At 60.1% G+C, this 21750-nt stretch carries 18 protein-coding genes; all 18 read left to right on the top strand.

The features are described from left to right. Positions 1–123 precede the first annotated feature (123 nt). The 18 genes from purB to nuoN all read left to right on the top strand — a co-directional run bounded on the left by purB (position 124) and on the right by nuoN (position 21566). Positions 124–1494, top strand: a complete 1371-nt coding sequence (gene purB / locus PMI36_RS25070) for an adenylosuccinate lyase (protein WP_008068312.1) — start codon at positions 124–126, stop codon at positions 1492–1494. An 86-nt stretch (positions 1495–1580) separates the two neighbouring features. Next, positions 1581–2750, top strand: coding sequence for a ribosomal protein uL16 3-hydroxylase (locus PMI36_RS25075; protein WP_008068307.1), 1170 nt, complete (start codon positions 1581–1583; stop codon positions 2748–2750). Further along, on the top strand, positions 2743–3168 hold the full coding sequence (locus PMI36_RS25080) for a GNAT family N-acetyltransferase (protein ID WP_007905044.1): 426 nt from the start codon (positions 2743–2745) through the stop codon (positions 3166–3168). Before PMI36_RS25075 ends, PMI36_RS25080 begins: the two co-directional genes overlap by 8 nt. A gap of 234 nt (positions 3169–3402) precedes the next feature. Next, positions 3403–4164 (top strand): secretin N-terminal domain-containing protein, encoded by a 762-nt coding sequence (locus PMI36_RS25085; RefSeq protein WP_008068300.1) that lies wholly within the window; start codon positions 3403–3405, stop codon positions 4162–4164. Positions 4165–4662: 498 nt separating this feature from the next. Further along, positions 4663–5988, top strand: coding sequence for an isocitrate lyase (gene aceA / locus PMI36_RS25090; RefSeq protein ID WP_007905048.1), 1326 nt, complete (start codon positions 4663–4665; stop codon positions 5986–5988). A 639-nt stretch (positions 5989–6627) separates the two neighbouring features. Further along, positions 6628–7041: an NADH-quinone oxidoreductase subunit A gene (locus PMI36_RS25095; protein ID WP_007905050.1), complete on the top strand. Its 414-nt coding sequence runs from the start codon at positions 6628–6630 to the stop codon at positions 7039–7041. 10 nt (positions 7042–7051) lie between these two features. Continuing rightward, complete coding sequence (locus tag PMI36_RS25100) at positions 7052–7726, top strand: NuoB/complex I 20 kDa subunit family protein (protein ID WP_007905053.1); 675 nt, start codon at positions 7052–7054, stop codon at positions 7724–7726. Positions 7727–7798: 72 nt separating this feature from the next. Next, complete coding sequence (gene nuoC, locus PMI36_RS25105) at positions 7799–9583, top strand: NADH-quinone oxidoreductase subunit C/D (RefSeq protein ID WP_007905056.1); 1785 nt, start codon at positions 7799–7801, stop codon at positions 9581–9583. Positions 9584–9585: 2 nt separating this feature from the next. Then, positions 9586–10083 (top strand): NADH-quinone oxidoreductase subunit NuoE, encoded by a 498-nt coding sequence (gene nuoE / locus PMI36_RS25110; RefSeq protein WP_007905058.1) that lies wholly within the window; start codon positions 9586–9588, stop codon positions 10081–10083. Beyond that, positions 10080–11435 carry an NADH-quinone oxidoreductase subunit NuoF gene (nuoF, locus tag PMI36_RS25115; protein ID WP_008068294.1) on the top strand — a complete coding sequence of 452 codons (1356 nt, stop codon included), beginning with the start codon at positions 10080–10082 and terminating at the stop codon, positions 11433–11435. The genes nuoE and nuoF overlap by 4 nt, the downstream gene beginning before the upstream one ends. Before the next feature lie 137 nt (positions 11436–11572). Continuing rightward, complete coding sequence (gene nuoG / locus PMI36_RS25120; RefSeq protein ID WP_008068292.1) at positions 11573–14287, top strand: NADH-quinone oxidoreductase subunit NuoG; 2715 nt, start codon at positions 11573–11575, stop codon at positions 14285–14287. Further along, the gene (gene nuoH / locus PMI36_RS25125) at positions 14284–15291 is read left to right on the top strand and encodes an NADH-quinone oxidoreductase subunit NuoH (RefSeq protein ID WP_008068290.1); all 1008 of its coding nucleotides are present in this window, start codon (positions 14284–14286) and stop codon (positions 15289–15291) included. Before nuoG ends, nuoH begins: the two co-directional genes overlap by 4 nt. A 12-nt stretch (positions 15292–15303) precedes the next feature. Then, a complete protein-coding gene (nuoI, locus tag PMI36_RS25130) occupies positions 15304–15849 on the top strand; it encodes an NADH-quinone oxidoreductase subunit NuoI (RefSeq protein WP_008014903.1) in 546 nt (181 codons plus the stop codon). A 9-nt stretch (positions 15850–15858) separates the two neighbouring features. After that, positions 15859–16362: an NADH-quinone oxidoreductase subunit J gene (gene nuoJ, locus PMI36_RS25135; protein WP_007905076.1), complete on the top strand. Its 504-nt coding sequence runs from the start codon at positions 15859–15861 to the stop codon at positions 16360–16362. Between the two features lie 2 nt (positions 16363–16364). Further along, a complete protein-coding gene (gene nuoK, locus PMI36_RS25140) occupies positions 16365–16673 on the top strand; it encodes an NADH-quinone oxidoreductase subunit NuoK (protein ID WP_007905077.1) in 309 nt (102 codons plus the stop codon). Continuing rightward, entirely contained in the window at positions 16670–18523 is a 1854-nt protein-coding gene (nuoL, locus tag PMI36_RS25145; RefSeq protein ID WP_008068287.1) for an NADH-quinone oxidoreductase subunit L, read from the top strand. Before nuoK ends, nuoL begins: the two co-directional genes overlap by 4 nt. A 39-nt stretch (positions 18524–18562) precedes the next feature. Then, positions 18563–20095: an NADH-quinone oxidoreductase subunit M gene (nuoM, locus tag PMI36_RS25150; RefSeq protein WP_007905080.1), complete on the top strand. Its 1533-nt coding sequence runs from the start codon at positions 18563–18565 to the stop codon at positions 20093–20095. A 7-nt stretch (positions 20096–20102) separates the two neighbouring features. Further along, complete coding sequence (nuoN, locus tag PMI36_RS25155) at positions 20103–21566, top strand: NADH-quinone oxidoreductase subunit NuoN (RefSeq protein ID WP_007905081.1); 1464 nt, start codon at positions 20103–20105, stop codon at positions 21564–21566. Positions 21567–21750 lie beyond the last annotated feature (184 nt).

Here is a 21750-nt window from a genome sequence, read left to right as displayed (position 1 = left end):
CGCCCGCAATACCGTTTTGTAGTCAGTAACGCGTAATACGCCGGTCAGTTGGCAACGGACCGGCGGATTTTTTCATGTATGATACGCGCCCCATTTCGTTGCCCGACTGTCCGAGAACACCCCATGCAGCTCTCTTCGCTCACTGCGGTTTCCCCTGTTGACGGCCGCTACGCCGGCAAAACCCAGGCCCTGCGCCCGATTTTCAGCGAATACGGCCTGATCCGTGCTCGCGTTCTGGTTGAAGTGCGCTGGCTCCAGCGCCTGGCCGCTCACCCCGCCATCAGCGAAGTGCCGGCGTTCTCCGCCGAAGCCAACGCGGTGCTGAACACCCTGGCGGAAAACTTCTCCCTGGAGCACGCCGAGCGTGTCAAAGAGATCGAGCGCACCACCAACCACGACGTCAAAGCCATTGAGTACCTGCTCAAAGAGCAAGCGGCCAAGTTGCCGGAACTGGCTGCCGTCAGCGAGTTCATCCACTTTGCCTGCACCAGCGAGGACATCAACAACCTGTCCCACGCCCTGATGCTGCGCGAAGGCCGTGATGACGTGATGCTGCCGCTGATGCGCCAGACCGCCGAAGCCATCCGTGAACTGGCGATCCGTTTCGCCGACGTACCGATGCTGTCACGCACCCACGGTCAACCGGCCTCGCCGACCACCCTGGGAAAAGAGCTGGCGAACGTGGTTTACCGTCTGGAGCGTCAGATCGCCCAGGTCGCCGCCGTTCCGCTGCTGGGCAAGATCAACGGCGCTGTCGGCAACTACAACGCTCACCTGTCGGCCTACCCTGAGATCGACTGGGAAGCCAACGCCCGCGCCTTCATCGAAGACGAGCTGGGCCTGGGCTTCAACCCGTACACCACGCAGATCGAACCGCACGACTACATCGCCGAGCTGTTCGACGCGATCGCGCGCTTCAACACCATCCTGATCGACTTCGACCGCGACATCTGGGGCTACATCTCCCTGGGTTATTTCAAACAGCGCACCATCGCTGGCGAAATCGGTTCCTCGACCATGCCGCACAAGGTCAACCCGATCGACTTCGAAAACTCCGAAGGCAACCTGGGTATCGCCAACGCACTGTTCCAGCACCTGGCGAGCAAGCTGCCGATCTCCCGCTGGCAGCGTGACCTGACCGACTCCACCGTACTGCGCAACCTCGGCGTCGGCTTCGCCCACAGCGTGATCGCGTACGAAGCAAGCCTTAAAGGCATCAGCAAATTGGAGCTCAACGAGCAAAAGATTGCTGCTGACCTGGACGCCTGCTGGGAAGTATTGGCCGAGCCGATCCAGACTGTGATGCGCCGCTACAACATCGAAAACCCGTACGAGAAATTGAAAGAGCTGACTCGCGGCAAGGGCATCAGCCCTGAAGCGCTGCAGACCTTCATCGATGGCCTGGACATGCCTGCGCAAGCCAAGGCCGAGCTGAAACTGCTCACCCCGGCCAACTACATCGGCAACGCTGTAGCGCAAGCCAAACGCATCTGATCGACCGCTTTACCCGTTTGAGACGCCCGGCAGCGCCGGGCGTTTTTATTCCCGTCTGAAAAGTGCTTTTTTTCAATAGGTTACACATGAATCCTGACATTCCTCTTCAACTTCTGGGCGGCATCACGGCGCGCGAATTCCTGCGTGACTACTGGCAGAAAAAACCCCTGCTGATCCGTCAGGCGATCCCTGATTTCGAAAGCCCGATCGACGCCGACGAACTGGCCGGCCTTGCGCTGGAAGAAGAAGTCGAATCGCGCCTGGTGATCGAGAACGGTGAGCGTCCTTGGGAATTGCGCCGTGGTCCGTTTGCCGAAGACGAATTCAGCAAACTGCCGGAACGTGACTGGACCCTGCTGGTTCAAGCGGTCGACCAGTTCGTGCCGGAAGTCGCTGAGCTGCTGGAGAACTTCCGCTTCCTGCCGAGCTGGCGCGTCGACGATGTGATGATCAGCTTCGCCGCCCCGGGTGGCAGTGTTGGCCCACACTTCGACAACTACGATGTGTTCCTGCTGCAGGGTCACGGCAAGCGCAACTGGAAAATCGGCCAGATGTGCGATTCCGAGAGCAAGCTGCTGCAACACGCCGACTTGCGCATCCTCGCTGATTTCGACGCCACCGACGAATGGGTGCTGGAACCAGGCGACATGCTCTACTTGCCGCCGCGTCTGGCTCACTGCGGTGTGGCCGTTGACGACTGCATGACTTACTCGGTCGGTTTCCGTGCACCGAGCGCCGCTGAAGTGCTGACCCACTTCACCGATTTCCTCAGCCAGTTCCTGTCGGACGAAGAGCGTTACACCGACGCCGACGCCCTGCCGGCGGTCGATCCTCATCAGATCCAGCACGACGCCCTTGATCGCCTGAAAAGCCTGCTGGCCGAGCACATGAGCGACGAGCGCTTGCTGCTGACCTGGTTCGGCCAGTTCATGACCGAGCCGCGTTACCCGGAGCTGGTGGTGGGCCCGGAAGAGGTCGAAGAAGACGACCTGCTCGCCAGCCTCGAACAAGGCGCGGTGCTGATCCGCAACCCGAGCGCGCGCCTGGCCTGGTCTGAAGTCGATGATGACCTGCTGCTGTTCGCCAGCGGCCAGAGCCGTTACCTGCCGGGCAAACTGCGCGAGCTGCTGAAGATGATCTGCGCCGCCGATGCGCTGCACGTCGACAACCTTGGCGAGTGGCTGAACGACGAAGACGGCCGCGGCCTGTTGTGTGAGTTGGTCAAGCAAGGCAGCCTGGGGTTTGCTGATGAATAAAATTCACGTTCGTGTCGCAGACTGGCAAAAGGATAACGCCGAGATCCGGCGCATTCGTGAGACGGTGTTCATCGCCGAGCAATCCGTTCCGCCTGAGCTGGAATGGGATGCTGATGACGCAACGGCAGTCCACTTCCTGGCCTTTGAAGGCGACTTCCCGATCGGCACCGCTCGGCTGCTGCCAGATGGTCACATCGGTCGGGTATCGGTGCTGAAGGACTGGCGCGGCTTGAAAGTCGGCGATGCGCTGATGCAAGCAGTGATCGGTGAAGCCGAGGAGCGCGGACTGAAGCAGCAGATGCTGAGCGCACAAGTGCAGGCCACGGCGTTCTATGAGCGCTTGGGCTTCAGCATGGTCAGTGAGGAATTCCTGGAAGCCGGGATTCCGCACGTGGACATGGTGCGCCACTCCGCCTGAACCCCTGTGGCGAGGGAGCTTGCTCCCGCTGAGTCGCGAAGCGGCCCCAAATTTTCAGGGCCGCTACGCAGCCCAACGGGAGCAAGCTCCCTCGCCACAAAAGCCTTCAGGAACACCCCAAAACGCCCCGCCATCCTCGGATGCCGGGGCGTTTTGCTGTCTACGATTCAACTTGCCCCACCGCGGGCCGACAAACTGGCAATATCAAGACTTTAAAGGCCGGAGATAACGGATATGTCCCTACGCACCCTGCTCACCACGCTGCTGCTGACCTGCAGTTTTTCGGTCATGGCCGCCACCGAGATCGTGCCCCTGAACTATCGCACCAGTGCCGACCTGCTGCCGGTGGCGCAGAATTTCATCGGCAAGGACGGCCAGGTCAGCGCCTATGGCAATCAGCTGATCGTCAACGCAGAACAGCGCAAGATCGACGAACTTAAGGCCTTGATCAGCCAACTCGATGTGGCCGCCAAGCGCTTGCTGATCACCGTCGATACCAACGAAAACAACTTCCAGAGTGATCAGGGTTATTCGGTAAACGGTGCCAAGCCGAGCCAGACTCGCATCATCAACCGCAGCACCGACAGCCGCGACGGCGGTATCCAGCAGGTTCAGGCCAGCGAAGGCACACCGGCACTGATCCAGGTCGGCCAGAGCGTACCGTTGACCAGCACGCAGACCGATTCCTATGGCGACCTGCGCAGCCAGACCGAATACCGCAATGTCACTCAAGGTTTCTACGTCACCGCCAGCGTTACCGGCGACATCGTTCATCTGGCAATCAGTACCAATCGTGACCGGATGAGCCAGGAACGTCCTGATGTAGTGAATGTGCAAAGTACCGACACAACTGTCACGGGTCGACTGGGTGAATGGATCACCCTGGCCGGCGTGAACCGCCAGACTCAGGCCGACAAACAGGGCCAGACCCGCAGCTACTCGACTCAGGGCCGGGACGACATGACCCTGCGGGTGAAAGTCGATACTTTGGACTAAACCACCGAAAACTGACTGATTAGTCGTATTAGACCAAAGATGTAGTGCTTGAAAAAACGCACTACAAAACGTTTGACGAGCCAAAAAAGCAAAGGCATGATGGCCTCGCTCCCGCTAATCAGAGGCCCTGGCAAGGGCTTTCGAGTCGCTGTTCGCACCTACCCCGCGAGCCGATTCGTGTCTGTACCGCCCACAAGGTGTGTTTGACGAGGTTGCCGACTGGAACGAAGTTGTCCCGAGGGACGGAAGCGTAATTAGGTAACCCGGCTCCACACTGAAGTTCGCACCAAGGCCCACGACGCCTGAATGCGCTCACCAGTTCGCCCTTACCTGCTCACTTCCCCTCGAGCCCATCGTTCATCCCGTCGCCATCCCCGCCGAACCCGACTTGACCACCTAAGCTTCTGGTCAGCGAGCAGCCTTTTACGCCCCTTTGAATTGCGTACCTGGCAGGAGCATGAATATCCAATCAAGACCTATGCGACGAGGTTTATCTCCATGGCACTGACACGCGAACAGCAAATTGCAGCCCTCGAAAAAGATTGGGCTGAAAACCCGCGCTGGAAAGGCGTGACACGCAATTACTCCGCTGCTGACGTCGTCCGTCTGCGTGGCTCGGTTCAACCTGAGCACACCTTTGCAAAAATGGGCGCCGACAAGCTTTGGAACCTGGTAACCCAGGGTGCCAAGCCGTCCTTCCGTCCTGAGAAAGATTTCGTCAACTGCATGGGCGCCCTGACCGGCGGCCAGGCTGTGCAACAAGTCAAGGCCGGTATCCAGGCGATCTACCTGTCGGGCTGGCAAGTAGCCGCGGACAACAACTCCGCCGAATCGATGTACCCGGATCAGTCGCTGTACCCGGTGGATTCGGTTCCGACCGTGGTCAAGCGCATCAACAACTCGTTCCGTCGCGCTGACCAGATCCAGTGGAAAGCCGGCAAGAACCCGGGCGACGAAGGTTACATCGACTACTTCGCACCGATCGTAGCTGACGCTGAAGCCGGTTTCGGTGGCGTACTGAACGCCTACGAACTGATGAAGAGCATGATCGAAGCAGGCGCCGCCGGCGTTCACTTCGAAGACCAACTGGCTTCCGTGAAAAAATGCGGCCACATGGGCGGCAAGGTACTGGTTCCGACCCAGGAAGCTGTGCAGAAGCTGACCGCTGCTCGTCTGGCAGCTGACGTTGCCGGTACACCGACCATCATCCTGGCCCGTACCGACGCCAACGCAGCCGACTTGCTGACTTCCGATTGCGACCCGTATGACCAGCCATTCGTGACTGGCGAACGCACCCAGGAAGGTTTCTACAAAGTGCGCGCCGGTCTCGACCAGGCCATCGCTCGCGGCCTGGCCTACGCGCCGTTCGCCGACCTGATCTGGTGCGAAACCGCCAAGCCGGATCTGGACGAGGCTCGTCGCTTCGCTGAAGCGATCAAAAAGGAATACCCGGACCAACTGCTGTCGTACAACTGCTCGCCTTCCTTCAACTGGAAGAAAAACCTGGACGACGCGACCATCGCCAAGTTCCAGCGCGAACTGTCCGCCATGGGCTACAAGCACCAGTTCATCACCCTGGCCGGCATTCACAACATGTGGCACAGCATGTTCAACCTGGCGCACGACTACGCCCGCAACGACATGACTGCCTATGTGAAGCTGCAAGAGCAAGAGTTCGCTGACGCTGCCAAGGGTTACACCTTCGTGGCTCACCAGCAGGAAGTGGGCACCGGCTACTTCGACGACATGACCACCGTGATCCAGGGTGGCACGTCCTCGGTGACCGCGCTGACCGGTTCGACCGAAGAAGAACAGTTCCACTGATCTGCTTCATCCGAGTAAACGGCCGTTGCGGACCGAATAAAAGCTAACCGCAGCGCTGCATATCTGACGCCCCGACTGGTTCGGGGCGTTTTTTTTGCCTGCGATTTCACAAACACCACCGACCACTGTGGGAGCGGGCTTGCTCGCGAAGGCGTCGGATCAGCCAGCATCAATGTTGAATGACACACCGCTTTCGCGAGCAAGCCCGCTCCCACAGTGGTCGGCGGTACCCCAGGGAAAACATTGATCCAGAGCAGTTTCATGACCCGGAAAATCAGGTAAAAGGAGCACGCGTGCTACTTGCAGTAACGCGCATATAAGACAACTTCCCAGCCACTCACCCGTTAAACAGTTTGAAAACCACGCCAAATAATATTGATTATCATTTATCGACAACTATGTTCGTTACATTCCCTACAAAACATATTTGACAAAACCCCCGCTAATGCCCGAGCGGCATGGGCTACAGGGCTTTGGAGGCACGCTATGTCCTTATTCTTGTAAATAATTTCGCTATCTGAATTTTACTTGCTCGGTGTTTAGCCATAAAATCACCGCGATTGATTGCTGCGACATATCGTCACTGCTTTGTTTCTTTTCAAGCTCAGAGACCTTTGCTCTCTGTTAAGGATTTCCAGCATGCCCGAAGCGACCGGACTCATGGCCCACAACTGGGGCTTTGCCATTTTCCTTCTGGGTGTCGGCGGCCTTTGCGCCTTCATGCTCGGCGTCTCCAGCCTCCTCGGGTCAAAAGCCTGGGGTCGCAGCAAAAACGAACCGTTCGAGTCCGGCATGCTACCTACCGGTGGCGCCCGCTTGCGGCTCTCAGCCAAATTCTATCTGGTCGCGATGCTCTTCGTGATCTTCGATATCGAAGCCCTTTTTCTCTTTGCCTGGTCTGTGTCCGTCCGCGAAAGCGGCTGGACCGGATTCGTCGAAGCTCTCGTTTTCATAGCAATTCTGTTGGCAGGCCTTGTCTACCTATTCCGAGTGGGCGCCCTTGACTGGGCTCCGGAAGCTCGGCGCAAGCGGCAAGCGAAGCTGAAACAATGAGGCTTTGGCAATGCAATACAATCTCACCAGGATCGACCCCGATGCTCCTAACGAGCAGTATCCGATTGGCAAACGGGAAACCGTTTCCGATCCGTTAGAAGATCAAGTCCACAAAAACATTTTCATGGGCAAGCTCGAAGACGTGCTCAACGGCACGATCAACTGGGGGCGCAAGAACTCCCTGTGGCCGTATAACTTCGGTCTTTCGTGCTGCTACGTGGAAATGACCACCGCCTTCACGGCGCCCCACGACATCGCGCGCTTTGGCGCCGAGGTTATCCGGGCATCGCCGCGTCAGGCGGATTTCATGGTTATCGCCGGTACCTGCTTCATCAAGATGGCGCCGATCATTCAGCGTCTCTACGAGCAAATGCTCGAGCCTAAATGGGTCATCTCCATGGGTTCGTGCGCCAACTCCGGTGGCATGTACGACATCTACTCCGTCGTTCAAGGGGTGGACAAGTTCCTGCCCGTGGACGTCTACGTGCCTGGCTGCCCGCCCCGCCCTGAAGCTTTTCTGCAAGGCTTGATGCTGTTGCAGGAGTCGATTGGCCAGGAGCGTCGTCCACTTTCCTGGGTCGTTGGTGATCAAGGCGTCTATCGCGCCGAGATGCCTTCCGAAAAGGAAAAGCGCCGCGAACAGCGTATTCAGGTAACCAACCTGCGCAGCCCCGACGAAGTCTGATCCAGATCTGTTCTTACAAAGAAACGAGAAACTGGCTTCATTCTTTACGTTGACCGAAAGCGATAAATAACCATGACTACAGGCAGTGCTCTGTACATCCCGCCTTACAAGGCAGACGACCAGGATGTGGTCGTCGAACTGAACAATCGTTTTGGCCCGGAGGCGTTCACCGCCCAGCCTACCCGCACCGGCATGCCGGTGCTTTGGGTTGCCCGCGCCAAACTCGTCGAAGTCCTGACCTTCCTGCGTAACCTGCCCAAGCCGTACGTCATGCTCTATGACCTGCACGGCGTGGACGAGCGTCTGCGCACCAAGCGTCAAGGGCTGCCAAGCGGCGCCGACTTCACTGTGTTCTATCACTTGATGTCGATCGAACGTAATAGTGACGTAATGATCAAGGTCGCCTTGTCCGAGAGCGACCTCAGCGTGCCGACCGTTACCGGTCTCTGGCCGAACGCCAACTGGTACGAGCGTGAAGTGTGGGACATGTACGGCATCAACTTTGCCGGTCACCCGCACCTGACCCGCATCATGATGCCGCCGACCTGGGAAGGTCACCCGCTGCGCAAGGACTTCCCGGCCCGCGCCACCGAGTTCGACCCGTTCAGCCTGACCCTGGCCAAGCAACAGCTTGAGGAAGAAGCCGCACGCTTCAAGCCTGAAGACTGGGGCATGAAGCGTTCCGGTGCGAACGAGGACTACATGTTCCTCAACTTAGGTCCCAACCACCCTTCGGCGCACGGTGCGTTCCGCATCATTCTGCAGCTGGACGGTGAAGAGATCGTCGACTGCGTGCCGGACGTCGGTTACCACCACCGTGGTGCCGAGAAGATGGCCGAGCGTCAGTCCTGGCACAGCTTCATCCCGTACACCGACCGTATCGACTACCTTGGCGGCGTGATGAACAACCTGCCGTACGTGCTCTCGGTCGAGAAGCTGGCCGGTATCAAGGTGCCCGAGAAGGTCGACGTCATCCGCATCATGATGGCCGAGTTCTTCCGGATCACCAGCCACCTGCTGTTCCTGGGGACTTACATCCAGGACGTCGGCGCCATGACCCCGGTGTTCTTCACCTTCACCGACCGCCAGAAGGCGTACACGGTGATCGAAGCCATCACCGGTTTCCGTCTGCACCCGGCCTGGTACCGCATCGGTGGCGTCGCTCACGACTTGCCGCGCGGCTGGGAAAAACTGGTCAAGGATTTCGTCGAGTGGATGCCAAAGCGTCTGGACGAATACCAGAAAGCCGCACTGGACAACAGCATCCTGCGTGGCCGGACCATCGGCGTCGCCGCCTACAACACCAAGGAAGCCCTGGAATGGGGCGTCACCGGTGCCGGCCTGCGTTCCACCGGTTGCGATTTCGACCTGCGTAAGGCTCGCCCTTACTCCGGCTACGAAAACTTCGAATTCGAAATCCCGCTGGCGGCCAATGGCGATGCCTACGACCGTTGCATCGTTCGCGTCGAAGAAATGCGCCAGAGCATCAAGATCATCGAGCAGTGCATGCGCAACATGCCGGAAGGCCCGTACAAGGCGGATCACCCGCTGACCACGCCGCCACCCAAAGAGCGCACGCTGCAACACATCGAGACCCTGATCACGCACTTCCTGCAAGTTTCGTGGGGCCCGGTCATGCCGGCCAACGAATCCTTCCAGATGATCGAAGCGACCAAGGGCATCAACAGTTATTACCTGACGAGCGATGGCGGCACCATGAGCTACCGCACCCGGATTCGTACCCCAAGCTTCCCGCACCTGCAGCAGATCCCTTCGGTGATCAAAGGCAGCATGGTCGCGGACTTGATCGCGTACCTGGGTAGTATCGATTTCGTTATGGCCGACGTGGACCGTTAAGCATGAACAGCACGCTTATCCTGACAGACCGTTTCGCCCTGAGCGAAACCGAGCGCTCGGCCATCGAGCATGAGTTGCATCACTACGAAGACCCGCGCGCGGCGTCGATCGAAGCCCTGAAGATCGTCCAGAAGGAACGTGGCTGGGTGCCTGACGGCGCGCTCTACGCCATCGGCGAAATCCTCGGCATCCCGGCCAGCGACGTTGAAGGTGTGGCGACGTTCTACAGCCAGATCTTCCGTCAACCGGTGGGCCGTCACATCATTCGCGTCTGCGACAGCATGGTCTGCTACATCGGCGGTCACGAGTCGGTGGTCAGCGAAATCCAGAGCAAGCTGGGCATCGGCCTGGGTCAAACCACCGCCGACGGTCGTTTCACCCTGCTGCCGGTCTGCTGCCTCGGCAACTGCGACAAGGCGCCGGCGTTGATGATCGATGACGACACGTTCGGTGATGTGCAGCCTGCCGGTGTTGCCAAATTGCTCGAGGGCTACGTATGACCCTGACTTCCTTCGGTCCAGCCAACCGCATCAAGCGTTCGGCCGAGACTCACCCGCTCACCTGGCGTCTGCGTGACGACGGCGAAGCCGTATGGCTCGACGAATACCAGGCCAAGAACGGTTACGCCGCTGCGCGCAAGGCCTTCGCCGACATGGCCCAGGACGATATCGTCCAGACCGTGAAAGACTCCGGCCTCAAGGGCCGCGGCGGTGCAGGCTTCCCCACGGGCGTGAAGTGGGGCCTGATGCCCAAGGACGAATCCATCAACATCCGCTACCTGCTGTGCAACGCGGATGAGATGGAGCCGAACACCTGGAAAGACCGCATGCTGATGGAGCAACTGCCCCATCTGCTGATCGAAGGCATGCTGATCAGTGCTCGCGCGCTGAAAACCTACCGTGGCTACATCTTCCTGCGTGGCGAATACACCACCGCCGCCAAGCACCTCAACCGTGCCGTGGAAGAAGCCAAGGCAGCAGGCCTGCTGGGTAAAAACATCCTGGGCAGCGGCTTCGATTTCGAACTGTTCGTGCACACCGGCGCCGGGCGTTACATCTGCGGTGAAGAAACCGCACTGATCAACTCCCTCGAAGGCCGTCGCGCCAACCCGCGTTCCAAGCCGCCCTTCCCTGCCGCCGTCGGCGTGTGGGGCAAGCCGACTTGCGTGAACAACGTCGAAACCCTGTGCAACGTGCCGGCGATCATCGCCGACGGCGTGGACTGGTACAAATCGTTGGCCCGCGAAGGCAGCGAAGACATGGGCACCAAGCTCATGGGCTTCTCCGGCAAGGTCAAGAACCCTGGCCTGTGGGAATTGCCGTTCGGCGTCACCGGTCGCGAGTTGTTCGAAGATTACGCCGGCGGCATGCGCGACGGTTACAAGCTCAAGTGCTGGCAGCCAGGCGGCGCCGGTACCGGTTTCCTGTTGCCGGAACACCTGGACGCACAAATGTATGCCGGCGGCATCGCCAAAGTGGGCACCCGTATGGGTACCGGCCTGGCCATGGCGGTGGACGACAGCGTCAACATGGTGTCGTTGCTGCGCAACATGGAAGAGTTCTTCTCCCGCGAATCCTGCGGCTTCTGCACCCCGTGCCGTGACGGTCTGCCGTGGAGCGTCAAGCTGCTGCGCGCGATCGAGAACGGTGAAGGCCAAGCCGGCGATATCGAGACCCTGCTGGGTCTGGTCGGTTTCCTCGGCCCGGGCAAGACCTTCTGTGCTCACGCACCAGGTGCCGTGGAGCCGTTGGGCAGTGCCATCAAATACTTCCGTCCAGAGTTCGAAGCCGGCATCGCGCCTACCAGCGCCGTCGTCCCGCCTCTGGCAAGGCCGATCGTAGTCGGCGCGTAAACGCTTAAAAAAGCGAAGGGTCCGTGCCCTTCGCTTTGTCGTGTGATGACGCCGTAAACGGCTGTGTTGATTCACGCGAATAACAAGATTCCATTAGCCACGCCCGCTGACACCGGGCCAACGAAGAACTTTGAACCATGGCCACTATCCACGTAGACGGCAAAGAGCTCGAAGTCGATGGGGCAGACAACCTGTTACAGGCGTGTCTGTCGCTAGGCCTCGATATCCCTTATTTCTGCTGGCACCCAGCCCTTGGCAGCGTTGGCGCTTGCCGCCAGTGCGCGGTCAAGCAGTACACCGACGAGAACGACAAGCGTGGTCGGATCGTCATGTCCTGCATGACCCCCGCCACCGACGGCAGCTGGATCTCCATCGACGACGAAGAAGCGAAAGTGTTTCGCGCCAGCGTCGTTGAATGGTTGATGACCAACCACCCTCACGACTGCCCGGTCTGTGAGGAAGGCGGTCACTGCCACCTGCAAGACATGACGGTGATGACCGGCCACAACGAGCGCCGTTATCGCTTCACCAAGCGTACTCACCAGAACCAGCAACTGGGCCCGTTCATTTCCCACGAAATGAACCGCTGCATCGCTTGCTATCGCTGCGTGCGCTTCTATAAAGACTACGCTGGCGGCACCGACCTCGGTGTATTCGGCGCCCACGACAACGTGTACTTCGGTCGCGTTGAAGACGGCACCCTCGAAAGCGAGTTCTCCGGCAACCTCACCGAGGTCTGCCCGACCGGTGTGTTCACCGACAAGACGCATTCCGAGCGCTACAACCGCAAGTGGGACATGCAGTTCTCGCCGAGCATCTGCCATGGCTGCTCCAGCGGTTGCAACATTTCCCCGGGCGAGCGTTACGGCGAACTGCGTCGCATCGAAAACCGTTTCAACGGTTCGGTGAACCAGTACTTCCTGTGCGACCGCGGCCGTTTCGGCTACGGCTACGTCAACCGCGAAGACCGCCCGCGTCAGCCACTGCTGGCCAACGGCGCCAAGCTGAGCCTCGACGAAGCGCTGGATAAAGCCGCCGACCTGTTGCGCGGTCGCAATATCGTCGGTATCGGTTCGCCGCGCGCCAGCCTCGAAAGCAACTACGCGTTGCTGGAACTGGTCGGTGCCGAGCACTTCTACTCCGGTATCGAAGCTGCTGAACTTGAGCGCATTCGCCTGGTTGTGCAGGTGCTCAAAGACAGCCCGCTGCCGATCCCGAACATGCGCGACATCGAAGATCACGATGCGATTTTCGTCCTCGGCGAAGACCTGACCCAGACTGCTGCGCGCATGGCCCTGGCCCTGCGTCAATCGGTCAAGGGCAAGGCCGAAGACATGGCCGACGCCATGCGCGTTCAGCCATGGCTCGATGCTGCGGTGAAGAACATCGGTCAGGACGCGCTGAACCCGCTGTTCATCGCCAGCCTGGCTGAAACCAAGCTCGACGACGTGGCTGAAGAATGCGTTCACGCCGCTCCCGACGACCTGGCCCGCATCGGTTTCGCCGTGGCTCACGCCCTCGATGCCAGCGCTCCAGCGGTTGAAGGCCTCGATGCCGAAGCCCTCGAACTGGCCAAACGCATTGCCGACGCCCTGCTCGCGGCCAAGCGTCCACTGATCATTGCCGGTACCTCGCTGGGTTCCAAGGCGCTGATCGAAGCTGCTGCGAACATCGCCAAGGCCCTGAAGCTGCGCGAGAAGAACGGTTCCATCAGCCTGATCGTGCCAGAGGCCAACAGCCTCGGCCTGGCCATGCTCGGTGGTGACTCGGTCGACGCAGCCCTGCAAGCGGTGATCGACGGCAAGGCCGACGCCATCGTCGTGCTGGAAAACGATCTGTACACCCGTACCGACAAAGCCCGTGTCGATGCTGCCCTGAACGCCGCGAAAGTGGTGATCGTGGCGGACCATCAGAAGACCGCCACCAGCGATCGCGCGCATCTGGTGCTGCCAGCGGCCAGCTTCGCTGAAGGCGACGGTACGCTGGTCAGCCAGGAAGGCCGCGCCCAGCGTTTCTTCCAGGTCTTCGACCCGACTTACCTCGACGCAAGCATTCTGGTTCACGAAGGCTGGCGCTGGCTGCATGCCCTGCGTTCGACCCTGTTGAACCAGCCGATCGACTGGACCCAACTGGACCACGTCACCGCTGCCGTTGCTGCGAGCAAACCGCAACTGGCGCGCATCGTCGATGCCGCACCGTCGGCCGCGTTCCGCATCAAAGGCCTGAAACTGGCTCGCGAACCGCTACGTTACAGCGGCCGGACCGCCATGCGCGCCGATATCAGCGTGCACGAACCGCGTACTTCCCAGGACAACGACACCGCGTTCTCGTTCTCCATGGAAGGTTACTCGGGCTCGGTCGAACCGCGTCAGCAAGTACCCTTCGCCTGGTCTCCGGGCTGGAACTCGCCGCAAGCCTGGAACAAGTTCCAGGACGAAGTCGGTGGTCACCTCCGTGCGGGCGACCCGGGCACTCGCCTGATCGAAAGCACCGGTGATTCGCTGAACTGGTTCGCCAGTGTTCCGCGCGCGTTCAACCCGGCTCCGGGCACCTGGCAGGTCGTGCCGTTCTTCCACCTGTTCGGCAGCGAAGAGAACTCTTCCAAAGCCGCACCGGTTCAGGAACGCATCCCGGCCGCTTATGTGTCGCTGGCCAAGTCCGAAGCCGACCGCCTGGGTGTCAATGACGGTGCCCTGCTGAGCCTGAACGTAGCCGGCCAGACCCTGCGTCTGCCGCTGCGCATCAACGAAGAGCTGGGTGCCGGTCTGGTCGCATTGCCGGCCGGTATCGCCGGTATTCCGCCAGCGATCTTTGGCAAATCCGTTGACGGTCTGCAGGAGGCAGCGCTATGACCTGGTTCACTCCTGAAGTGATCGACGTAATCATCGCGGTCCTCAAGGCCATCGTGATTCTGCTCGCCGTGGTGGTGTGCGGCGCGCTGCTGAGCTGGGTCGAGCGTCGTCTGCTCGCCCTCTGGCAGGACCGTTACGGTCCGAACCGCGTCGGCCCGTTCGGCGCGTTCCAGATCGCCGCCGACATGATCAAGATGTTCTTCAAGGAAGACTGGACCCCGCCGTTCGCCGACAAAGTGATCTTCACCTTGGCGCCGGTCGTGGCCATGAGCGCCTTGCTGATGGCCTTCGCGATCATCCCGATCACCCCGACCTGGGGCGTGGCGGATATCAACATCGGCATCCTGTTCTTCTTTGCCATGGCCGGTCTGTCGGTCTACGCGGTGCTGTTCGCCGGCTGGTCGAGTAACAACAAGTTCGCCCTGTTGGGCAGCTTGCGGGCCTCGGCACAAACCGTGTCGTACGAAGTGTTCATGGGCCTGTCGCTGATGGGTATCGTGATCCAGGTCGGCTCGTTCAACATGCGCGACATCGTTGAATACCAGGCGCAGAACATGTGGTTCATCATTCCGCAGATCTTCGGTTTCCTGACCTTCTTCATCGCTGGCGTCGCCGTGACTCACCGTCACCCGTTCGACCAGCCGGAAGCGGAACAGGAACTGGCCGACGGTTACCACATTGAATACGCCGGCATGAAATGGGGCATGTTCTTCGTCGGTGAGTACATCGGCATCGTGCTGATTTCGGCGCTGCTGGTGACCTTGTTCTTCGGTGGCTGGCACGGTCCGTTCGGCATTCTGCCGCAGATCCCGTTCATCTGGTTCGCGCTGAAAACCGCGTTCTTCATCATGTTCTTCATCCTGTTGCGCGCCTCGATTCCGCGCCCACGGTATGACCAAGTGATGGATTTCAGCTGGAAGTTCTGCCTGCCGCTGACCCTCGTCAACATGCTGGTGACCGCTGCAGTCGTGTTGCTCAACACGCCCGCCGTCGCGGCTCAGTGAGGATAGAGAATCATGAAGTACATTTTTGACATCGTGCATGGCTTCTTCACCCAGCTTCGCAGCCTGGTGATGATTTTCGGCCACGCCTTCCGCAAGCGCGACACGCTGCAATACCCGGAAGAGGCGGTGTACCTGCCGCCGCGCTTCCGTGGGCGTATCGTGCTGACCCGCGACCCCGACGGCGAAGAACGTTGTGTAGCCTGCAACCTGTGCGCCGTGGCGTGCCCGGTCGGTTGCATCTCGCTGCAGAAAGCTGAAACCGAAGACGGTCGCTGGTACCCGGACTTCTTCCGCATCAACTTCTCGCGCTGCATTTTCTGCGGCCTCTGCGAGGAAGCCTGCCCGACCACCGCGATCCAGCTGACACCGGATTTCGAAATGGCCGAGTTCAAACGTCAGGATCTGGTGTACGAGAAAGAAGATCTTTTGATCTCCGGCCCCGGCAAAAACCCTGATTACAACTTCTATCGTGTTGCAGGTATGGCGATTGCCGGTAAGCCCAAAGGCGCCGCGCAGAATGAAGCCCAGCCGATCAACGTGAAGAGCTTGCTGCCTTAAGGAAGAAAGATGGAATTCGCTTTCTATTTCGCATCGGGTATCGCTGTTGTGTCCACGCTTCGCGTGATCACCAACACCAACCCCGTGCACGCCCTGCTCTACCTGATCATTTCGCTGATCGCCGTGGCCATGACGTTCTTCGCCCTCGGCGCACCGTTTGCCGGTGTACTGGAAGTGATCGCCTACGCTGGCGCCATCATGGTGCTGTTCGTGTTCGTGGTGATGATGCTGAACCTGGGCCCGGCCTCGGTTCAGCAAGAGCGCGTCTGGCTCAAGCCCGGTATCTGGCTGGGCCCCGTCGCCCTCGGCACCCTGCTGCTGGTTGAACTGCTGTATGTGCTGTTCAGCGATGCCAGCGGGCAGGCCATCGGCCACACCACCGTAGACGCCAAGGCCGTGGGCATCAGCCTGTTCGGTCCGTATCTGCTGGTGGTCGAACTCGCCTCGATGCTGCTGCTCGCCGCAGCCGTCACGGCGTTCCACTTGGGCCGCAACGAAGCCAAGGAGCAATGACGATGCCTGCTATCCCTTTGGAGCATGGTCTGGCGGTCGCCGGCATCCTGTTCTGCCTCGGTCTGGTCGGCCTGATGGTCCGGCGCAACATTCTCTTCGTGCTGATGAGCCTGGAGGTCATGATGAATGCCTCCGCTTTGGCGTTCATCGTTGCCGGTAGCCGCTGGGGTCAACCGGATGGACAGATCATGTTCATCCTGGTGATCAGCCTGGCAGCCGCCGAGGCCAGTATTGGCCTGGCGATTCTGTTGCAGCTGTATCGCCGCTTCCACACTCTCGATATCGACGCTGCCAGCGAGATGCGCGGATGAACCTTCTCTATCTGACTTTCGTATTCCCTCTCATTGGTTTCCTGCTGCTGGCGTTCTCACGCGGTCGCCTCTCGGAAAACCTTTCGGCGCTGATTGGCGTCGGCTCCATTGGCCTGTCGGCAATCGTCACTGCTTACATAATCTGGCAGTTCAACGTTGCGCCACCTGAAGGCGGTCACTACACCCAGGTGTTGTGGCAGTGGATGGCGGTGGAAGGCTTCACGCCTAACTTCGCCCTGTACCTGGATGGTCTGTCCCTGACCATGCTGGGTGTGGTGGTCGGTGTGGGCTTCCTGATCCACCTGTTCGCGTCCTGGTACATGCGCGGTGAAGCCGGTTACTCGCGTTTCTTCGCCTACACCAACCTGTTTATCGCCAGCATGCTGTTCCTGGTCCTGGCCGATAACCTGCTGTTCGTGTACTTCGGCTGGGAAGGCGTGGGCCTGTGCTCGTACCTGTTGATCGGTTTCTACTACAGCAACCGCAACAACGGTAATGCGGCACTCAAAGCCTTCATCGTGACCCGCGTCGGCGACGTGTTCATGGCCATCGGCCTGTTCATCCTGTTCCAACAGTTGGGCACGCTGAACATCCAGGAACTGCTGGTCAAGGCGCCTGAGCACTTCAAGGCCGGCGACTTCTGGATCGTTCTGGCGACCCTGATGCTGCTGGGCGGCGCTGTCGGTAAATCCGCGCAACTGCCGCTGCAAACCTGGCTGGCGGATGCGATGGCCGGCCCGACCCCGGTTTCGGCACTGATCCACGCCGCGACCATGGTGACCGCCGGTGTCTACCTGATCGCCCGTACCCACGGTCTGTTCGCCCTGGCGCCGGATATCCTGCACCTGGTGGGTGTCGTGGGTGGTGTGACGCTGGTGCTGGCAGGTTTTGCCGCACTGGTGCAGACCGACATCAAACGTATCCTCGCCTACTCGACCATGAGCCAGATCGGCTACATGTTCCTGGCACTCGGCGTAGGTGCGTGGGAAGGCGCGATCTTCCACCTGATGACCCACGCCTTCTTCAAGGCGCTGCTGTTCCTTGCGTCCGGTTCGGTAATCGTTGCCTGCCACCACGAGCAGAACATCTTCAAGATGGGCGGTCTGTGGAAGAAACTGCCACTGGCCTATGCCAGCTTCATCGTCGGCGGCGCGGCCCTGGCGGCCTTGCCTCTGGTGACTGCGGGCTTCTATTCCAAGGATGAAATCCTCTGGGAAGCGTTCGCCAGCGGTAACCAGGGTCTGCTTTATGCAGGTCTGGTCGGTGCCTTCATGACTTCGCTGTACACCTTCCGCCTGATCTTCATCGCGTTCCACGGTGAAGCGAAGACCGAAGCGCATGCCGGTCACGGCATTGCTCACTGGCTGCCGCTGTCGGTGCTGATCGTACTGTCGACGTTCGTCGGCGCGATGATCGTTCCACCGCTGCACGGTGTGCTGCCACAAAGCGTCGGCCATGCCGGCGGCGAAGCCAAGCACAGTCTGGAAATCGCCTCGGGTGCCATCGCCCTGGCCGGTATCCTGCTGGCCGCGCTGCTGTTCCTCGGCAAGCGCCGCTTCGTCACCGCCATCGCCAACAGCGGTGTCGGCCGCTTCCTTTCGGCCTGGTGGTTCGCTGCCTGGGGCTTCGACTGGATCTACGACAAACTGTTCGTCAAGCCTTACCTTGCGATCAGCCACATTCTGCGCAAAGACCCGCTCGACCAGACCATCGGTCTGATCCCGCGTATGGCCAAGGGCGGTCACACCGCCCTGAGCCGCACCGAGACCGGTCAACTGCGTTGGTATGCCGCCTCGATGGCTGCTGGTGCCGTGCTGGTAATCGGCGCCGTCGTGCTGGTAGCGGTCTGATATGAACCTTGCGAACTTGCGAAAGGAAACGAGCCCGTCATGATTCTGCCCTGGCTAATCCTGATCCCCTTCATCGGCGGCCTGCTGTGCTGGATGGGTGAGCGCTTCGGCGCCACCCTCCCCCGCTGGATTGCGCTGATCACCATGTCCCTGTTGCTTTCCCTTGGCCTCTGGCTGTGGGCCAACGGTGACTATTCATTTGCACCGGCGCCTGGCGCCGATCCGACCTGGGCGATTGAGTTCAAGCACGTCTGGATCCAGCGCTTCGGCATCAACGTGCACCTGGCCCTCGACGGCCTGTCGCTGTTGATGATCCTGCTGACCGGCCTGCTGGGTGTCCTCTCGGTACTCTGCTCGTGGAAAGAGATCCAGCGTCATGTGGGCTTCTTCCACCTGAACCTGATGTGGATCCTGGGCGGTGTCGTCGGCGTGTTCCTCGCCCTCGACCTGTTCATGTTCTTCTTCTTCTGGGAAATGATGCTGGTGCCGATGTACTTCCTCATCGCGCTCTGGGGTCACAGTTCTTCGGACGGCAAGAAAACCCGGATCTACGCGGCAACCAAGTTCTTCATCTTCACTCAGGCTTCCGGCCTGATCATGTTGGTGGCGATCCTGGGTCTGGTACTGGTCAACTTCAACGACACCGGCGTGATTACCTTCAACTACGCCGACCTGTTGAAGACCAAGATGTCGACGACCACCGAGTACATCCTGATGCTCGGCTTCTTCATCGCCTTTGCGGTCAAGCTGCCGGTCGTACCGTTCCACTCCTGGTTGCCTGACGCTCACGCCCAGGCGCCGACCGCAGGTTCCGTGGACCTGGCCGGTATCTTGTTGAAGACTGCGGCGTATGGCCTGCTGCGTTTCGCCCTGCCGCTGTTCCCGAATGCCTCGGCCGAGTTCGCGCCGTTCGCCATGACCCTGGGTCTGATCGGGATCTTCTACGGTGCGTTCCTGGCTTTCGCACAAACCGACATCAAGCGTCTGATCGCCTTCTCGTCCGTTTCCCACATGGGCTTCGTGTTGATCGGCATCTACTCCGGCAGCCAACTGGCGCTGCAGGGCGCAGTGATGCAGATGCTGGCGCACGGTCTGTCGGCCGCGGCACTCTTTATCCTCTCCGGTCAGCTGTACGAGCGTACCCACACCCGCGATATGCGTGAGATGGGTGGCCTGTGGTCGAAGATTGCCTACCTGCCGGCTCTCAGCCTGTTCTTCGCCGCCGCGTCCCTGGGCTTGCCGGCGACCGGTAACTTTGTCGGTGAGTTCCTGATCCTGATCGGCACCTTCGCCAGCGCCCCATGGATCACTGTGATTGCGACGTCCGGTCTGGTGTTCGGTTCGGTCTACTCGCTGATCATGGTCCACCGTGCCTTCTTCGGCCCGTCGAAATCGGACGCGGTGCTGCATGGCATGGACGGTCGCGAACTGATCATGGTGGTTGGGCTTGCGGCGCTGCTGATCTACATCGGTGTGTACCCGCAGCCGTTCCTCGATACCTCTGCCGCGACGATGCATGGCGTGCAGCAGTGGCTCGGCACCGCCTTCACTCAACTCGCTTCGGCCCGGTAAGAGCGCTATGGAATTCACGACTCAACACTTTATCGCGCTTGCGCCGTTGTTGATCACCAGCGCCACGATCATCGTGGTGATGCTGGCTATCGCATGGCGCCGCAACCACTCTCAGACCTTCCTGCTGTCGGTGGCAGGTCTGAACCTGGCTCTGCTGTCGATCCTGCCAGCCCTGAAAGTCGCGCCACTGGCCGTGACGCCACTGCTGCAGATCGACACCTTCGCTTGCCTGTACATGGCGCTGATCCTGGTCGCCACCCTCGCCTGTGTGACCCTCGCCCACGCCTACCTCGGCGATGGCGGTTCGGGTTACCCGGGCAACCGTGAAGAACTTTACCTGCTGATCCTGATGTCCGCCGCCGGTGGCCTGGTGCTGGTCAGCGCGCAGCACCTGGCCGGGTTGTTCGTCGGTCTGGAACTGCTCTCGGTACCGGTCTACGGTCTGGTGGCGTATGCCTTCTTCAACAAGCGTTCGCTGGAAGCCGGTATCAAGTACATGGTGCTGTCGGCCGCCGGTTCCGCGTTCCTGTTGTTCGGCATGGCCCTGCTCTACGCCGACGCTGGCAGCCTGAGCTTCAACGGCATCGGCCAGGCCCTGGCGGCCACCGGTCTGCCAAGCTCTCTGGCTCAATTGGGCCTGGGCATGATGCTGATCGGCCTGGCGTTCAAGTTGTCGCTGGTACCGTTCCACCTCTGGACCCCGGACGTTTACGAAGGTGCTCCGGCACCGGTGGCAGCGTTCCTGGCCACCGCGTCAAAAGTCGCTGTGTTCGCAGTGATGGTGCGTCTGTTCCAGATCTCGCCAGCGGCGAGCAGCGGTGTGCTGAGCGACGTGCTGACCATCATCGCCATCGCGTCGATCCTGTTCGGTAACCTGCTGGCACTGACCCAGAGCAACCTCAAGCGTCTGCTGGGTTACTCGTCCATCGCCCACTTCGGCTACCTGCTGATCGCCCTGGTGGCGAGCAAAGGCCTGGCCGTGGAAGCCATCGGCGTGTACCTGGTCACCTACGTGATCACCAGCCTCGGCGCGTTCGGTGTGATCACCCTGATGTCCTCGCCGTACAACGGCCGTGACGCGGATGCCCTGTACGAATACCGCGGCCTGTTCTGGCGCCGTCCGTACCTGACCGCCGTCCTGACCGTGATGATGCTGTCCCTGGCCGGTATCCCGCTGACCGCGGGCTTCATCGGCAAGTTCTACATCATCGCCACCGGTGTCGAGTCGCACCAATGGTGGCTGGTCGGCTCCCTGGTACTGGGCAGCGCCATTGGCGTTTTCTACTACCTGCGAGTGATGGTCACCCTGTACCTGATGGAACCGAACCTGCGTCGCCACGATGCGCAACTGCACTGGGAACAACGTGCAGGCGGCGTGATGCTGCTGGCGATTGCCGTACTGGCGTTCTTCCTCGGCCTGTATCCACAGCCGCTGCTGAACCTGGTTCAACAGTCGGGGTTGGCGGGTTGATCGCGTAAGCGATACTCGGTAGAAAACAGAAACGGCACCTTCGGGTGCCGTTTTTGCGTTTTGGGGACAGGATCAAAAGATCGCAGCCTTCGGCAGCGCCCACAAGCGCGTAGGAGCTGCCGAAGGCTGCGATCTGTTGATCTTCATTGCTTCCCCTCTCCTCCCCGATATCCAGAATCGCCTC

Source organism: Pseudomonas sp. GM79, from assembly GCF_000282495.1.
In the GTDB taxonomy this organism is placed as follows: domain Bacteria; phylum Pseudomonadota; class Gammaproteobacteria; order Pseudomonadales; family Pseudomonadaceae; genus Aquipseudomonas.
Note: the sequence above shows the minus strand (reverse complement) of the source record. Positions and strands in the feature narration are given on the sequence as shown.

What these genes read in the sequence shown, in the direction of transcription:
- PMI36_RS25075 (WP_008068307.1), top strand. Translation starts at nt 1,581, where the DNA reads ATGAATCCTGACATTCCTCTTCAACTTCTGGGCGGCATCACGGCGCGC.
- nuoK (WP_007905077.1), top strand. Translation starts at nt 16,365, where the DNA reads ATGCCTGCTATCCCTTTGGAGCATGGTCTGGCGGTCGCCGGCATCCTG.
- PMI36_RS25085 (WP_008068300.1), top strand. Translation starts at nt 3,403, where the DNA reads ATGTCCCTACGCACCCTGCTCACCACGCTGCTGCTGACCTGCAGTTTT.
- PMI36_RS25095 (WP_007905050.1), top strand. Translation starts at nt 6,628, where the DNA reads ATGCCCGAAGCGACCGGACTCATGGCCCACAACTGGGGCTTTGCCATT.
- aceA (WP_007905048.1), top strand. Translation starts at nt 4,663, where the DNA reads ATGGCACTGACACGCGAACAGCAAATTGCAGCCCTCGAAAAAGATTGG.
- PMI36_RS25080 (WP_007905044.1), top strand. Translation starts at nt 2,743, where the DNA reads ATGAATAAAATTCACGTTCGTGTCGCAGACTGGCAAAAGGATAACGCC.
- nuoM (WP_007905080.1), top strand. Translation starts at nt 18,563, where the DNA reads ATGATTCTGCCCTGGCTAATCCTGATCCCCTTCATCGGCGGCCTGCTG.
- nuoE (WP_007905058.1), top strand. Translation starts at nt 9,586, where the DNA reads ATGAACAGCACGCTTATCCTGACAGACCGTTTCGCCCTGAGCGAAACC.
- nuoI (WP_008014903.1), top strand. Translation starts at nt 15,304, where the DNA reads ATGAAGTACATTTTTGACATCGTGCATGGCTTCTTCACCCAGCTTCGC.
- nuoN (WP_007905081.1), top strand. Translation starts at nt 20,103, where the DNA reads ATGGAATTCACGACTCAACACTTTATCGCGCTTGCGCCGTTGTTGATC.
- nuoF (WP_008068294.1), top strand. Translation starts at nt 10,080, where the DNA reads ATGACCCTGACTTCCTTCGGTCCAGCCAACCGCATCAAGCGTTCGGCC.
- nuoL (WP_008068287.1), top strand. Translation starts at nt 16,670, where the DNA reads ATGAACCTTCTCTATCTGACTTTCGTATTCCCTCTCATTGGTTTCCTG.
- nuoG (WP_008068292.1), top strand. Translation starts at nt 11,573, where the DNA reads ATGGCCACTATCCACGTAGACGGCAAAGAGCTCGAAGTCGATGGGGCA.
- nuoJ (WP_007905076.1), top strand. Translation starts at nt 15,859, where the DNA reads ATGGAATTCGCTTTCTATTTCGCATCGGGTATCGCTGTTGTGTCCACG.
- purB (WP_008068312.1), top strand. Translation starts at nt 124, where the DNA reads ATGCAGCTCTCTTCGCTCACTGCGGTTTCCCCTGTTGACGGCCGCTAC.
- PMI36_RS25100 (WP_007905053.1), top strand. Translation starts at nt 7,052, where the DNA reads ATGCAATACAATCTCACCAGGATCGACCCCGATGCTCCTAACGAGCAG.
- nuoC (WP_007905056.1), top strand. Translation starts at nt 7,799, where the DNA reads ATGACTACAGGCAGTGCTCTGTACATCCCGCCTTACAAGGCAGACGAC.
- nuoH (WP_008068290.1), top strand. Translation starts at nt 14,284, where the DNA reads ATGACCTGGTTCACTCCTGAAGTGATCGACGTAATCATCGCGGTCCTC.